This is a genomic window from Streptomyces sp. NPDC004752, assembly GCF_053601275.1.
In genome coordinates this window covers 1-13,185 of the sequence record NZ_JBSGBN010000124.1, presented here as the reverse complement: position 1 = coordinate 13,185, position 13,185 = coordinate 1, and the positions used below count along the sequence as shown (strand labels likewise).

The 13,185-nt window shown below is 69.9% G+C and carries 13 protein-coding genes; 3 read left to right on the top strand and 10 right to left on the bottom strand.

The window, feature by feature from the left end; all coding sequences use genetic code 11:
- Position 1 precedes the first annotated feature (1 nt).
- From ACWEKM_RS36315 to ACWEKM_RS36270, 10 genes are all read right to left on the bottom strand, one after another.
- Complete coding sequence (locus tag ACWEKM_RS36315; protein WP_451625541.1) at positions 2-262, bottom strand: hypothetical protein; 261 nt, start codon at positions 260-262, stop codon at positions 2-4.
- Positions 259-696, bottom strand: coding sequence for a nuclear transport factor 2 family protein (locus tag ACWEKM_RS36310; protein WP_451625540.1), 438 nt, complete (start codon positions 694-696; stop codon positions 259-261). Before ACWEKM_RS36310 ends, ACWEKM_RS36315 begins: the two co-directional genes overlap by 4 nt.
- Positions 693-1,520 carry an ATP-binding cassette domain-containing protein gene (locus ACWEKM_RS36305; RefSeq protein ID WP_451625539.1) on the bottom strand — a complete coding sequence of 276 codons (828 nt, stop codon included), beginning with the start codon at positions 1,518-1,520 and terminating at the stop codon, positions 693-695. The genes ACWEKM_RS36310 and ACWEKM_RS36305 overlap by 4 nt, the downstream gene beginning before the upstream one ends.
- Complete coding sequence (locus tag ACWEKM_RS36300; protein ID WP_451625538.1) at positions 1,517-3,289, bottom strand: dipeptide/oligopeptide/nickel ABC transporter permease/ATP-binding protein; 1,773 nt, start codon at positions 3,287-3,289, stop codon at positions 1,517-1,519. Before ACWEKM_RS36300 ends, ACWEKM_RS36305 begins: the two co-directional genes overlap by 4 nt.
- A complete protein-coding gene (locus ACWEKM_RS36295) occupies positions 3,286-4,227 on the bottom strand; it encodes an ABC transporter permease (protein ID WP_451625537.1) in 942 nt (313 codons plus the stop codon). The genes ACWEKM_RS36300 and ACWEKM_RS36295 overlap by 4 nt, the downstream gene beginning before the upstream one ends.
- A 39-nt stretch (positions 4,228-4,266) precedes the next feature.
- The gene (locus ACWEKM_RS36290) at positions 4,267-5,775 is read right to left on the bottom strand and encodes an ABC transporter substrate-binding protein (RefSeq protein WP_451625536.1); all 1,509 of its coding nucleotides are present in this window, start codon (positions 5,773-5,775) and stop codon (positions 4,267-4,269) included.
- A 104-nt stretch (positions 5,776-5,879) separates the two neighbouring features.
- On the bottom strand, positions 5,880-6,767 hold the full coding sequence (locus tag ACWEKM_RS36285; protein WP_451625535.1) for a sugar phosphate isomerase/epimerase family protein: 888 nt from the start codon (positions 6,765-6,767) through the stop codon (positions 5,880-5,882).
- A gap of 68 nt (positions 6,768-6,835) precedes the next feature.
- Positions 6,836-7,945: a Gfo/Idh/MocA family protein gene (locus ACWEKM_RS36280; RefSeq protein WP_451625534.1), complete on the bottom strand. Its 1,110-nt coding sequence runs from the start codon at positions 7,943-7,945 to the stop codon at positions 6,836-6,838.
- 38 nt (positions 7,946-7,983) lie between these two features.
- Positions 7,984-8,904 (bottom strand): sugar phosphate isomerase/epimerase family protein, encoded by a 921-nt coding sequence (locus tag ACWEKM_RS36275; protein WP_451625533.1) that lies wholly within the window; start codon positions 8,902-8,904, stop codon positions 7,984-7,986.
- Positions 8,901-10,079 carry a Gfo/Idh/MocA family protein gene (locus ACWEKM_RS36270; RefSeq protein ID WP_451625532.1) on the bottom strand — a complete coding sequence of 393 codons (1,179 nt, stop codon included), beginning with the start codon at positions 10,077-10,079 and terminating at the stop codon, positions 8,901-8,903. Before ACWEKM_RS36270 ends, ACWEKM_RS36275 begins: the two co-directional genes overlap by 4 nt.
- Positions 10,080-10,299: 220 nt before the next feature.
- Here ACWEKM_RS36270 and ACWEKM_RS36265 point away from each other — a divergent pair, with 220 nt between their 5' ends.
- From ACWEKM_RS36265 to ACWEKM_RS36255, 3 genes are all read left to right on the top strand, one after another.
- Complete coding sequence (locus tag ACWEKM_RS36265; RefSeq protein ID WP_451625531.1) at positions 10,300-11,538, top strand: ROK family protein; 1,239 nt, start codon at positions 10,300-10,302, stop codon at positions 11,536-11,538.
- A gap of 70 nt (positions 11,539-11,608) precedes the next feature.
- Positions 11,609-12,687 (top strand): IS630 family transposase gene (locus tag ACWEKM_RS36260; protein WP_451625530.1). Its coding sequence is split into 2 segments (ribosomal slippage): positions 11,609-12,110 and positions 12,110-12,687, totalling 1,080 coding nucleotides; the frame shifts between segments, so codons are not numbered across the junction.
- A 48-nt stretch (positions 12,688-12,735) separates the two neighbouring features.
- Positions 12,736-13,089 (top strand): hypothetical protein, encoded by a 354-nt coding sequence (locus ACWEKM_RS36255; RefSeq protein WP_451625529.1) that lies wholly within the window; start codon positions 12,736-12,738, stop codon positions 13,087-13,089.
- Positions 13,090-13,185: the final 96 nt, after the last annotated feature.

Sequence of the window (13,185 nt, the reverse complement as noted above, 5' to 3'; positions counted from 1 at the left end):
CTCAGTCGCCCCAGGCGGCGTGGGCCGTCCAGTACTCGCTTCCGTCCGCGCTGATCCCGCGGCGCCACTCGCTGGTGCGGCGCAGGGTGGGTTCGACGCGCGCGGTCGCCGCATCGGCGCCGTCCGGGCCGTCCCTGTCGACCTGCCAGTGGACCCAGTTGACCTCCCGGCCCGCGCTGTCGTGCACGAACAGGTCGACGTGGTGCCAGCCGTAGTCGTGGGTGTCGGCGTAGCAGGTCAGCAGCATGGTGCGGGCGTTCATCGCTCCCTCGGCAGCGGTGCGGTGAAGAGTCGTTCGGTGCGGAAGGCACAGATGCGGGGCCGGTCCGGGTCGAGCCGGAAGGTCACGTCGAGCCGGGCGATCACGATCTCGGCCTCGCCCGACCCGTACCGCGACAGCTGCTGCATCGGCCAGCTCCCCCGGGCGCCGCGGCCGTCGCCGTCGATGGTGCCGGGGAACAGGAGGTGCACATTGGTACGGAAGTGGGGGTGGGGCGGCAGATAGGCCGACAGCATCTCCACGATCGCCTCGCGGCCTTGGGTGCGGCCGAACTTCTCGGCGTAGGCGCTGCCGCCGCCCTCCCAGACGGCGTCCTCGGTGAACAGCTCGCCCAGCTCACCCTCCGCGCCTGCGGGTACGTCGCACAGAGCGAGGTACCGGGTGAGGGTGGCTGAGCACGCGTCGTACGCGTTCATGAGGCGGCCTGCCCGAGCCGTTCCGCGCGGCGGCGCGCCTGCCGCTCCGGGTCCGGCACCGGCGCCGCGAGCAACAGCCGTTTCGTATAGGCATGTTCGGGTGATTCGGTGACGCGCGCGGCCGGGCCCGTCTCCACGATGTCGCCGCGGTACAGCACGGCCACCCGGTGGCTGATGTGCCGTACGACGGACAGGTCGTGGGTGACGAAGAGGTATGCCACGCCGGTCGCCTCCTGGATCTCGATGAACAGGTCGAGCACCCGGGCCTGCGTCGTCAGGTCGAGGGCGCTGACCGGTTCGTCGCAGACGATCAGCTTCGGGTCCCGGCACAGGGCGCGTGCGATGGCGATGCGCTGCCGCTGGCCCCCGGAGAACTCGCGGGGCAGTCGGCGGGCCGCGTCCCGGGGAAGGTACACATAGTCCAGCAGGTTCTGCACCCGGGCTTCCGCGTCCGCGCGTGAGACACCGGTCACGAGTAGCGGTTCGGTGAGGATGTCCATGACCGTCATGGCCGGGTTCAGTGAGCTGAACGGGTCCTGGAAGACGACCTGGATGTCCTTGGCGAGCGCCCGCCGCTCCCGCTTGCCGAGCCGGGAGACGGGCCTTCCCTCGTACCGGATCTCGCCGCCGGTGACGGGGGCGAGGCCGAGGACGGCCCGGCCCAGGGTCGTCTTGCCGGAGCCGGACTCGCCGACCAGACCGAGGGTCTCGCCGGGCGCGATGGACAGGGAGACACCGTGCAGGACGCGGAAGGGCTTCCCGCCGCGGCCCTTTGTGGGGTACTCCACCACGACGTCGTCAAGTTCGAGGAGTGGAGAGGTCATGACGTCACCTCCTTGAGGGGCTTCTCCGGGGCACGCAACTCGCCGCGTGCTGGCCCGCTTTCCAGCGTGGAGTCCAGGAGCATCCGCGTGTACGCATGCTCGGGTGCCGCGAAGATCTGTCGCACTGGCGCCGTCTCCACGATCCGCCCGGACCGCATCACCGCGACCCGGTCGCAGATGTCGGCCACGACACCGAAGTCGTGGGTGACGAGGATCATCCCCATCTCGCGCTCCTGCTGGAGCGAGCGCATCAGGTCCAGCACCTCGGCCTGGACGGTGACGTCGAGCGCGGTGGTCGGCTCGTCGGCGATCAGCAACCGCGGGTCGCAGGACACGGCGCCCGCGATGAGCACCCGCTGGGCCATGCCGCCGGAGATCTGGTGCGGATACGACTGGAACACCCGCACCGGGTCCGGGATGCCGACCCGCTCCAGGAGCCCGAGCGCCTTGGCGCGGGCCTCGTGCCGGGACAGCCCGAGGTGCTTGGCGATGGGCTCCATGAGCTGAGAGCCGATCCGGAAACAGGGGTCGAGGTTGGACATGGGTTCCTGCGGGATGTATCCGATGCCGCGGCCGCGCAGCCGGTTCAGCGCCCGCGTGTCCAGGCCGAGCAGCGGTGTGCCGTCGAAGACCAGCACATCGGCTGTGACGTCGGCTTCGCCGGGCAGCAGTCCGAGCACGGAGAACGCGGTCTGACTCTTGCCGGAGCCGGACTCGCCGACCAGACCGAGGACTTCACCGCGCGCCACGGTGAGGCCCACCCCGTCGACCACCGTCTTGTCGCCCTCGGGCTTCGGGTAGCTGACGCGAAGCCCCTCCACGGTGAGCAGCCGGTCCGCGGAGTGCCCGGCGGCGGGCGCGGCCCCGTGGGCGGCGGGCTTGCGGGCGGCGGGCCTGCGGCGCTTCGCCACCCGGGGCTCGGCCGTGCCCAGCGCGTCGCGCACGGCGTTGCCCAGCAGGCTCGACGCCAGGATGGTCAGGCCCATCGCGGCGCCCGGCCAGACCAGCAGCACGGGCGCGTTGTAGATGTTGGCGAAGGCGTCGCCCAGCATCGCGCCCCAGCTGGCCTGGGACGCCTTGCCCAGGCCGAGGAAGGCGAGCCCCGCCTGGATGCCGATCGCCACGGCGAACACCTGGGTGGCCTGGATGAGGGACGGGGCGATCACCACGGGCAGGACGTGCCGCCGCATGAGTCGCCCGTCGCCGAGCCCCGAGACCCGGGCGGCGTCCACGTACAGCTCCTCACGGACCGCGATCACCGACGCGCGGATGAGGCGGAAGACCATCGGGGCCATGATGACGCCCAGGACGGCCATGGCGACGTTGAGGTCCTGCGAGACGGCCGCCATCACGACCAGCATCACGATGATCGCGGGCACGGCCATGATCACATTGACGATCCAGCCGGTCACGGCGTCGAACCAGCCGCGGTAGAAGCCGCTGATCAGACCGAGCGGCCCGCCGACCGCGAAGGCGACGAGGACGGCGAGCGTGCCGCCCACGAGGCTGGTGCGGCCGCCGTACAGCAGCCGGGACAGCACGTCCCGTCCGACGCCGTCGCCCCCGAGCGGATGGGCGCCCGACATGGGCGCGAGCGTGTCCGCCATGACGCTGTGGTCGGGCGCGTAGCCGCTGAGCAGCGGTGCCGCCAGGCTCGCGACGATCAACAGGACCAGGACGGCCAGGCAGATTACGGCCAGCGGATCGCGCAGCGCCCGGCGCAGGAGGCGGTCCCGCTTGAGGGGCGGCGGGGTCTCCACGGCGGTCATGAGACACGCACCTTCGGGTTGAGCCAGCCGTACGCGATGTCCAGCAGCAGATTGATGGCGACGACGATGCCGACGGTGACCACGACCGTGCCGAGCAGCACGGGCGCGTCACCGCGTACGGCGGCCGAGTTGGCGAGGGTTCCGATGCCGGGCAGTCCGAACACCTTCTCCACGACGACGGCGCCGCTGATGAGGCCGATGAACTGGAGGGCGATGACGGTCAGGGCCGGCGGGGCGGCATTGCGCAGCGCGTGCTTGAACACCACGCTGCGGGTGCTCAGGCCACGGCTGCGCAGCGTGCGCACGAAGTCGGCGCGCAGTACGTCGATCATCGCGCCGCGCACCTGCATCGCGGTGGCCGCGGTCGCGGTGACGGCCAGGGACACCGCGGGCAGGATGATCGAGCGGAGCCAGTCGGTGGCGGAGGTGCCAAGAGCGACGTAGCCGGTGGCGGGCAGCCACCCGAGCCGGACCGCCAGGGTGACCGCAAGGACCAGGCCGATCAGGAAGCTGGGCACCGCGGTCCCCAGCACCGCCGCGAACTGTACGACGCGGTCCACCCAGCCGCCGCGCAGCGCCGCCGCCGTGCCCAGGGCGACGCTGAGGACCGCGGCGATCAGCAGTCCGGCCAGTACCACGGAGAGGGTGACCGGCAGCGTGTCCACCAGGGACCGGTTCACCGAGTCGCCGGTGAACCACGAGCTGCCCAGGTTCCCCTGTGCGGCCTGTTCGCCCCAGTGCCAGTAGCGCTCCACCAGGGGCTGGTCCAGGCCGAGTTCATGGCTCTTGGCGTTGACGTCATCCCGGGTGGCGGTCTCACCGAGGATGTTGCGTGCCACATCGGTGCCGGTGAGGCTGAGGAGCAGGAACGTCGCGGTGGCCACGACGACCACCAGGACGGCGCCGGCGGCGATGCGCCGGAACAAGAAGGCAAGCACGGCCAGTTCCTCCTTTCGTGCGTCGGAACGGACCGGTGGCTACTTCGCCGCCGGAGCGTAGTTGTAGATCGGCGGGTACTGGGCGCCGGACTGCGGGGTCGCCTTCACGTCCTTCGCGGTGGCGTAGGCGTAGGAGACGACGTCCCATGGGGCGTTCCATGCCTGGTCGACGACGTAGCGGTTCAGTTCCTCGAAGAGGGCCGTCCGCTCGGCTCCTGTCGTCCTGCCGATGCGGGTGATGAGGTCCTCGGCCCTCCGATCGTGGTATTTGAAGGGGTTCCAGGTCGACTTGGAGGTCAGCTGCAGTTGCACCTTGTCCCAGGCCGTGGGGGCGCCCAACTTGAAGAAGGACATCGCGTATTTGCCGGAGAGCATGCTGCTGAAGATCTGGTCGCCGGGCAGGTTGTCCAGCTTCACCTTGATGCCGATGTCCTTGAGGGACTGGGTGAGTGCGGCCTGCTCCTGCGGGAACATCGCGGAGAGGTCCGGGATCATGACCGAGAAGCCGTTCGGGTAGCCCGCTTCGGCGAGCAGCTTCCTGGCCTTCGCCGGGTCGTAGGAGTAGGCGTCGTCGAGCGCCGCGTCATAGCCGTCCTGGCCCCGGGCGAACAGCTGCGTGGTGGGCGTGCCGAGACCGGTCTTGGCCGCCTTGATGATGCCCTGCCGGTCGAAGGCGTGGTTGAGCGCCTGGCGGACCTTGAGCTTGCCGAGCGCGGGCACCTTCTTGCCGGCCCGGTCCCAGATGTAGAGCCCCTCGATGTCGCCGGGCTGGTGGGTGATGACGTTCAGGCCCCGGCCCTTGACGGTCGCCACCCGGTTGAGGTTGAGGCTCGCCCCGTCGAGTTGTCCGGTCAACAGCGCGTTGGTGCGCGCGGTCGGGTCGGCCAGATACTTGATGACGATCTTGTCGTAGGGGAACGCCTTGGCGTTCCAGTAGTCGGCGTTGCGGGTGTAGGTGTACGTCTGCCCGGACGTCGAGGCGGCCGTGTCCAGCTTGTAGGGGCCCGAGCCGATCGGGGTCTTCGGGTCCTTCAGCGCCTTGGGGCCGGCGATCATGCCGGGGACCTGGCCCAGCGCCGGCAGCAGCGAGGCGGTGGGATGGCTCAGCTTGATGGCCACGGTGTGCGTGCCCACGGCCTCGACCCCGGTGATGTCCTGGATCTCGCCGGCCGCGCTGGCGGTGCCGCTCTTGGTGTGCAGCAGGCTTTTGCGGACCGCCTCGGCGTCGACAGGGGTGCCGTCGGTGAACTTCACCCCGGCGCGCAGCTTCAGTGTCAGGGTCGTCTGGGCCTTGTCGTACGACCACGACGTGGCCAGGTTGGGGGTCGGCTCGCCCTTGGTGTCGAGCCGGATCAGCGTGTCGAAGACCGGCTGGTAGTACTGGGCCTCGGGACCCATGCTCGCCCTGGCCAGGTCCCACGGCGTAGCCGTGACCGGCTCGGCGAGGGTCAGTGTCCTGTCGCCGCTGGCGGCCTGCGTACCGCCACCGCAGGCCGTCACCGTCGCTGTCAGAAGTCCGGCGCCGATGAACGCCACTGTCTTGCGCATGTTCTCTCCACCTGGTTCACGTTTCGGCTCACCTCGTTGTCCCCCGTACCGTCCTGCCGCCGGCCGTACGAAGCCGGTCCAGCTTCCGCGTCACCCGGTCACGGCTACGCGTACGCTGTTGCCCACTCCCCGCACAGCCGCACACTCTCCTCGGGGGTCGGCCGGGCCCCGCGGTCGACCTCGACGATCAGCCAGCCGTCGAAGTCGTCCGGCAGCGCGCCGACGAAGCCCTCGATGTCCGCGTTTCCTTGGCCCGGCTCTGACCACAGCCCCGCGAGCACCGTCTTGCGGTAGTCCCAGCCTGCTTCCCTGGCCCGGACCGCGAGGCCGAGGTCCAGATCCTTGATGTGGACGCTCGCCACCCGGTCCGCGTAGTCGCGCACCAGCTGGGTGGCGTCGGCTCCCGCCCAGGTCAGATGGCCCAGGTCCGGCCCGAAGGCGAGGACGGAGGCGTCGACGGTGTCGAGGACGAAGCGGGTCTCCTCCTCGGTCTCGGCCCAGGTACCCACGTGCGGGTGGAAGGCGGGGGCGATCCCCTCGCTCCGGACGATCCCGGCGATCTCGGCCAAGAGGTCCCGCACCCGCTCCAGACGCCTCTGATCGGCGAGGTGTCCGACCGCGGGACGGGCCACCCGCTCCGCGTCCTTTGCCATCCCCATGGCGAGGAAGACCGTGTCCACGCCCAGCTCCGCGTGGTGTCCGGCGACGCGCGCCGCGGTCTCGCGAAACGTCCGCTGCTCGGCGTCGTCCTCGGTGAGCCGCACCGCGATGTAGCCGGGCGCCGGGCTGATGCCGTAGGCGGCGAGCTTCGCGGCGTAGGCCTTCGGGGTCAGATCGCTGGGGACGGCGGTGTGGAGGGCCTTGATGCCCGTGCCGCGGATGACGCTCAGCTGTTCGTCGAGCTGCGGGGCGAGGGTCGGGTCGATCCAGCCGTCGGCGCTCGCGACCCACTGGAGGGGGTTGATGGCAAGGCGGTCATGCCTGATCTTCATGGTGATCTGCGGTCCTTTCGGTGGCCGGGCGCGGTGGCCGTAGGTGACGGCCGGGCGTGGTTGCCGGGTCAGTGGGCGTAGCGGGGCTCGGGGCGCTCGCAGCTGCTCTCGATCTCGACGAACCGCCGCTCCCGCTGGGAGGTCTCGAAGCTCTCCAGCACGTCCAGGGTGTGGAAGGCGAAGAGCGGGTTGGCGCGGTGCGGGCCGCCGTCGATGGTCTGGGCGAGGTCCCGCACTCCGAGGCCGCGGCGCAGCTGCTCGGGGGTGCCCACGGCGCCGAAGGGTTCGATGACGGGGGTGAGCACCTTCCAGTGCTCGTCCTGGTGGCGCTTGACGCGCACATCGCCGTCGAAGAAGTTGGGGTTGGGCAGGGCAAGGGTGCCCTCGGTGCCGTAGATCTCGATGCGCGGCAGCTCGGTGTCCCAGACGTCGAAGCTCATCAGGGTGGTGCCGATGGCGCCGGAGGCGAAGGTCAAAGTGGCCGAGGCGTGGGTGGGCACCTCGACGGTGATCTCGTCGACCACCCGCTCGGGGCTGGTGACCTTGCGGGCCTTCGCGCCGATGCGGGTGGCGGCGGACACCTGCCGGACCGGGCCGAGGCAGTTGACGAGCGCGGCCAGGTAGTAAGGGCCCATGTCGAGCACCGGGCCGCCGCCGGGTCCGTAGAAGGCGCGGGGGTCCGGGTGCCAGGTCTCGGCGCGGCTGGAGCGTACGAAGGCGGTGGCGCCGACCGGTTCGCCGATCAGGCCGGTGTCGATCGCGTGCCGGGCGGTCTGCACGGCGCTGCCTAGGAAAGTGTCCGGGGCCGAGCCCAGCAACTTCCCGCTGGACGCGGCGACTTCGAGGACCTCGCGGGCCTCCTCGACGGTGGCCGCGATCGGCTTTTCGACGTAGACGTGTTTGCCGGCCTCCACCGCGGAGATGACGGTCTGCGCGTGGAACCGCGGCGGAGTGATGTTGATGACGATCTCGACGGCGTCGTCGTCGAGCAGCTCGTCGGCGTCGCCCCACGTCGGTATGGCGTACTCGGACGCGGCCTGCTTCGCGCGGGCCGTGTCGACGTCGGCCACACGGACCACTTCGAGCTCCGGAATGGTGCGCAGGCCCTCGATGTAGCGGCCGAATATGTTGCCGGCGCCCAGAATCCCGATGCGGTGCCGTGCTTGTTGCTGAGCCATGGATCTCCTGCGTTCGTGAGGGGGATGTCAAGCTGCGATCACGCGACGATCAAAGGCCGCAGGGTTCGGTGGGCGATCTCCAGACCGGTCTTGACCCGCTCCTCGGTGCCGCTCCACACCGGGTCCTCGTGCTCGACGGAGAGGGTCCCGGAGAAGCCGTTCTCGTACAGCGCGTCCACTACGACGCTCCAGTCGACCTGGCCGCGGCCCGGGACGCGGTAGCGCCACCAGCCGGTGTCCCACGGGTCGTCGCGCCGTACCGCCTTGCCGAAGAAGCCGTAGCGGTCGACCCTGCCGGGGAGGATCTGGAGGTCCTTGGCCTGGGCGTGCACGATCTTGTCCGCATAGGGCGCGATGGTCGTCACCGGGTCGATGCCGATCCAGGTCAGATGTGACGGATCCCAGTTCAGATACAGCCCGAGGGAGAACATCCACTCCCACAGCTCGGGCGAGTAGGCGAGGTTGCCCGGATAGCCGTCCGGGTGCCAGCCCTCCATCACACAGTTCTCGATGATGATCCGCACCCCCCGCTCCCCCGCGTAATCGACGAGCTCGGGAAAGACCTGCTGGGCCGTGTCGAGGTTGTGGGCGACGGACCTGGTCCAGTCGCGGCCGACGAAGGTGCCCACGAACGGGACCTCCAACGCCCGCGCTGCGTCCACCACCGCCTTGAGGTGGGTGTGGATCTCGGCCCGCCGCTCGGGGTCGGGATGGAGGTTGTTCTCGTAGTAGGCGAGCGCCGAGATGCCGAGGCCGTGGGGGTCGAGCAGCGCCCGGGTCTCGTCGGCCGCGCGGTCGTCGAAGCCAGTGACCGGCAGGTGGGCCGCCTCGAAGTCACGGCCGCCGGTGCGAGGCCAGGCGGCGACCTCCAGCGCTTGGTATCCGGCGGCGCCCGCCCAGGAGGCGATCTCGGCGAGGGAGAGCTGGGGTAGGCAGGCGGTGAGCATGCCGAGTTTCATTCGGTGGCCTCCAGGCCTGTCGGTGCAATGGGGGCTATGGGTGCCATCGGTGCGGGTTCGACGTCGACCCAGGTGAGCGAGGCGGAGGAGGTCAGCACGGCCTCGACGAGCCGCGCCGAGCGGACGCCGTCCTCCCCGGTGGGCATCCCGTCGGGCGCTTCGCCTCGGATCGCCGCGTGCGCGTCGGCCACAAAGGAGTTGAAGCAGTCGGCGTAGCCCTGTGCGTGACCGGCGGGCAGCCGGGAGAGCCGTCGCTGCTCGGCCGATCCGTGGTTCGGGTCCCGGACCAGCACACGCGCTCCGTCCGGGGCGCCGAGCCACGCGGTCTCGGGGGTCTCCTGGTCGAAGACCGCGCTCGCGGCCGAGCCGTCGAGCTCGAACCACAGCCGGTTCTTACGGCCGGCCGACACCTGGGAGACGGTCAGCGTGCCCAGGACACCGCCGTCGGTGCGCAGCAGCACCGTCGCCACGTCCTCGGTACGCACCCGCACCCGCGGGCCCTCGCCCGTCGTCGCGAAGCTGGCACCCGTGCCTGCGGGGCGCGTGGCGACGGTGGTGCCGAGCCGTGCGGTCAGTGTGGTGAAGCGGACTCCGGCGACCCATTCGACAAGGTCACACCAGTGCGATCCGATATCCGCGAACGCCCGCGACGGTCCGCCGTCGGCCGGGTCGACCCGCCAGGACATGGCGTTCTCGGAGAGCATCCAGTCCTGCAGATAGCTGCCGTGGAGCAGCTGCCACGCCCCGAACTCGCCACGCAGTCGGCGCTCGCGGATCTCCCGGACCAGGGGGTGGTAGCGGTAGACGAAGGGCACCGCGAGCACCAGACCCGCCTCCCGCGCCAGCCCCGTCAGCCGTTCCGCGTCGGCGGCCGCGGTGGCAAGTGGCTTCTCGCAGATCACATGCTTGCCCGCACGCAGCGCCGCCTCGGCCTGCCCGACGTGCAGCGAGTTCGGGGTGCACACATGGACGACCGAAACGCTGTCGTCGGCGAGCACCGCCGCGAAGTCCGGGTACTGTGCGGACGCCCCCCATGCATCGGCGGCCCGCGCGCTGCGTTCGGCGGTCGAGGCCACCACTCCGGCGAGTTCGCCCCCGGCGGCCCGGATCGCGGCCGCGTGCACGGCACCGATCATCCCGGCCCCGGAAACCACCACCCGAAGCGCGTCATTCATCGTGTGTACCTCCGCCGTCCAGCAGCCGACCGCGGTCTGAACGCCGCGCTGCGCATCACCATGCTTTAGTTCACACAGCAAGCACAAGATGGGACATTTAATTTTCTTCAAGTCCTAAAATCGGTCAATGTTCGACCGCCATGTCGTATAACTCCCCATAAGTGCAGTCTGAGAAAAGGACCATTGACGGACCCAAGGAGTAGTGATTACGGTCACTCGAATGCATAAAGACGACGGCTATGCGGAGGAATCACCTGTCCCCGGATCGGTCCCCCAGGCCCTGCTCCGGGTGTTGGGTCTCGTGGTCTCCGGGGAGGCGACCAACCGCGCCGAAATCGCCCGGCGCAGCGGCCTGGCCCGGTCCACCGTGGGCCAGCAGGTCGACCACCTCGTCGGCACGGGCATCCTGCTGGAGGTCGAGTCCAGGCGGTCCGTCCGGGGCCGGCCGCCCCGGGTACTGACGATCAGCCCACAGGCCGGAACCGTCGTCGTCGCGGACATCGACACCGCCGCCTCCCACGTGGCCATCGCCGATCTCACCCGACGGCTCATCGCGCGCAGCACGGTCCCGGTCCGGATCGATGCCGGTCCCCAGGCGGTGCTGGACGCGGTGACCGAGCGGCTGCGAGAGCTGCTGGAGAAGCATCACCGCGATCCCGACCGCGTACGCGAGGCGGTCATCGGCCTGCCCGGGCCGGTCGACTTCCAGCAGGGCTGTGCGGTACAGCCGACCGGCATGCCCGGATGGGACGGCTACCCCGTCGCCGACTATCTCCGGACACGTTTCGGCGCCCCCGTCGTGGTGGACAACGACGTCAACCTGATGGCCCTGGGCGAGGCCGTACAAGGCGGGGCGGAGACGCCCCTTCTGTGCATCAAGATCTCCACCGGCATCGGGTCCGGACTCATCACCGCAGCCGGCGAGGTGTACCGCGGCGCCGACGGAGCCGCCGGCGACATCGGCCACATCCGGGCCGTCGGCGGCGGCACCGTCCTGTGTGTCTGCGGCAACGTCGGCTGCGTCGGCGCGATCGCCTCCCACAGGGCCGTCCTGCGCGGCCTCGGCATCCCCGAGTCGACCGACGACGACCTGCTCCACGGCACGCGTGTACTCGCCGAGCGCATCGCCAACAGCGACCCGACCGCCCTGCACGCCGTGCGCCAGGCCGCCACGGAGATCGGCGAGGTGGTGGCCATGCTGGTCCATATGTTCAACCCGCGCAGCGTGATCCTGGCCGGCCCGCTGAGTGAACTCCGCGACGACCTGGTCTCCGCCGTACGAGCAGCGGTGTACCAGCGCGCGCTTCCCCTGGCCACCCGCAAACTGACCATCACCGCGACCCAGCTCAAAGGCAACTCCGGACTCCATGGCGGCATCGCCCTCGCCACACAGAATGTCTTCGGTCCGACCGGCATCGCGCGACTCCTGGCCGACGCGTCCACAGTGGCCGATTACTGACTTCGGCTCGTCAGGGTGAACTCTCTCGGAGTGGCTGATAGGGCCGGTGTGGCGGCTGTATCCGTGGTGTGTGAGGTATGCGGATGGGGGCGGGCTGACTCCTGCAGGACGTCAGCGCCGGGAGACCGTACGGATGCAGGCGGCTGAGCTGTTCGAGCAGAAGATCAAGCCGCCGGAGGTGGCACGGCGCCTGCGGGTGAGCCTGAAGTCGGCCTACCAGTGGCACCAGTTGTGGCGGGAAGGCGGCGTGCAGGCGCTGGCATCACGTGGCCCGGGCGGGTCACGGTGCCGTCTGTCCCCGCGCTGTCTGGAGAAGCCTGCCTCATGCCTCGACGAGGGGCCAGCCGCGCATGGCTGGGTGGAGGACCCGGTGTGGACCGCGGCGCGGGTGGCCACGCTGACCGGGAGGAAGTTCCACGTCTCCTACAGCGTCTCGGGCGCCACGAGGCTGATGCACCGGCTCGGCTTCAGCCCGCAGGTGCCCGCACGGCGGGTCGCCGAGCGCGACGAGCAGGCCGTCACCGCCTGGAAGGAGGCGACCTGGGCCGAGGTAAAAGAGCACGGGCGGCCTGCGGAGGCTACATCTGCTTCGAGGACGAGGCAGGCTTCACCCGCCGGCCGCCCAAAGGACGCACCTGGGGCCGGCGCGGCCGCACCCCGGTCGTGACGGTGAAGCGCCGACGATCGGGACGCCTGTCCGTGGCCGGGCTGATCGCCATACGGCCCGGCTCCCGCACCCGGCTGTGCCACCGGCTGCGCACGCACCGAGCGGGCAAAGGCAAACGTCGCAGCATGGGCGAGCGGGACTTCATCGCGCTGATCGACGGCGTCCATCAACTCGTCAAGGCGCCGGTCGTGCTGGTCTGGGACCGGCTCAACACCCACGTCTCCCACGCCATACGTGAGCTGATCGCCGAACGGGCCTGGCTGATGGTGTTCCTACTGCCCGCCTACTCGCCCGACCTCAACCCCGTCGAGTGGGTATGGGCGCACGTCAAGCGCAGCCTGGCCAACCTCGCTGTGGTCGCCCTCGACCGGCTCGAAGCACTCGTACGCAACCGGCTCAAACGACTTCAGTACCGGTCCGCCACCCTCGACGGCTTCATAGCGGGCACCGGCCTGACCCTCGACGACCCAGCGTCACCCTGACGAGCCGAAGTCAGTATCACCTGCGGCAGCGGCATGGACCGAGGCAATGTGAGCGTGCGGGACTTGGCCACCGGCCGCTTCATCCACGTCCTCATGGAGGAGCGTCAGTTCCGACCGGCAGTGGCGACGGCGGTGATGGACGGCCGCCCGGTTGCTATCACCTACGGCAGCAGCACGGACCGAGACAATCTGAAGGTGTGGGACCTGGCCACCGGCCGTACCACCCGCACCCTCACCGGCCAGAGCCGCATGATGTACGCGGTGGCGACGGCGGTGGTGGACGGCCGCCCCGTCGCCATCTCTGGCGGTGACGACGTCAATGTGCAGGTGTGGGACCTGGCCACCGGCCGTACCACCCGCACCCTCACGGCCACACCGGATATGTGCACGCGGTGGCACTAGATTCTGTTTCTCGGATCTCCTGACAGCGCCTGGCTTGCGGTCCAGGCTGTGTTGTGTGACTGGTCGTGGGGCTTTGACGAATGCGGAGTGGGAGCG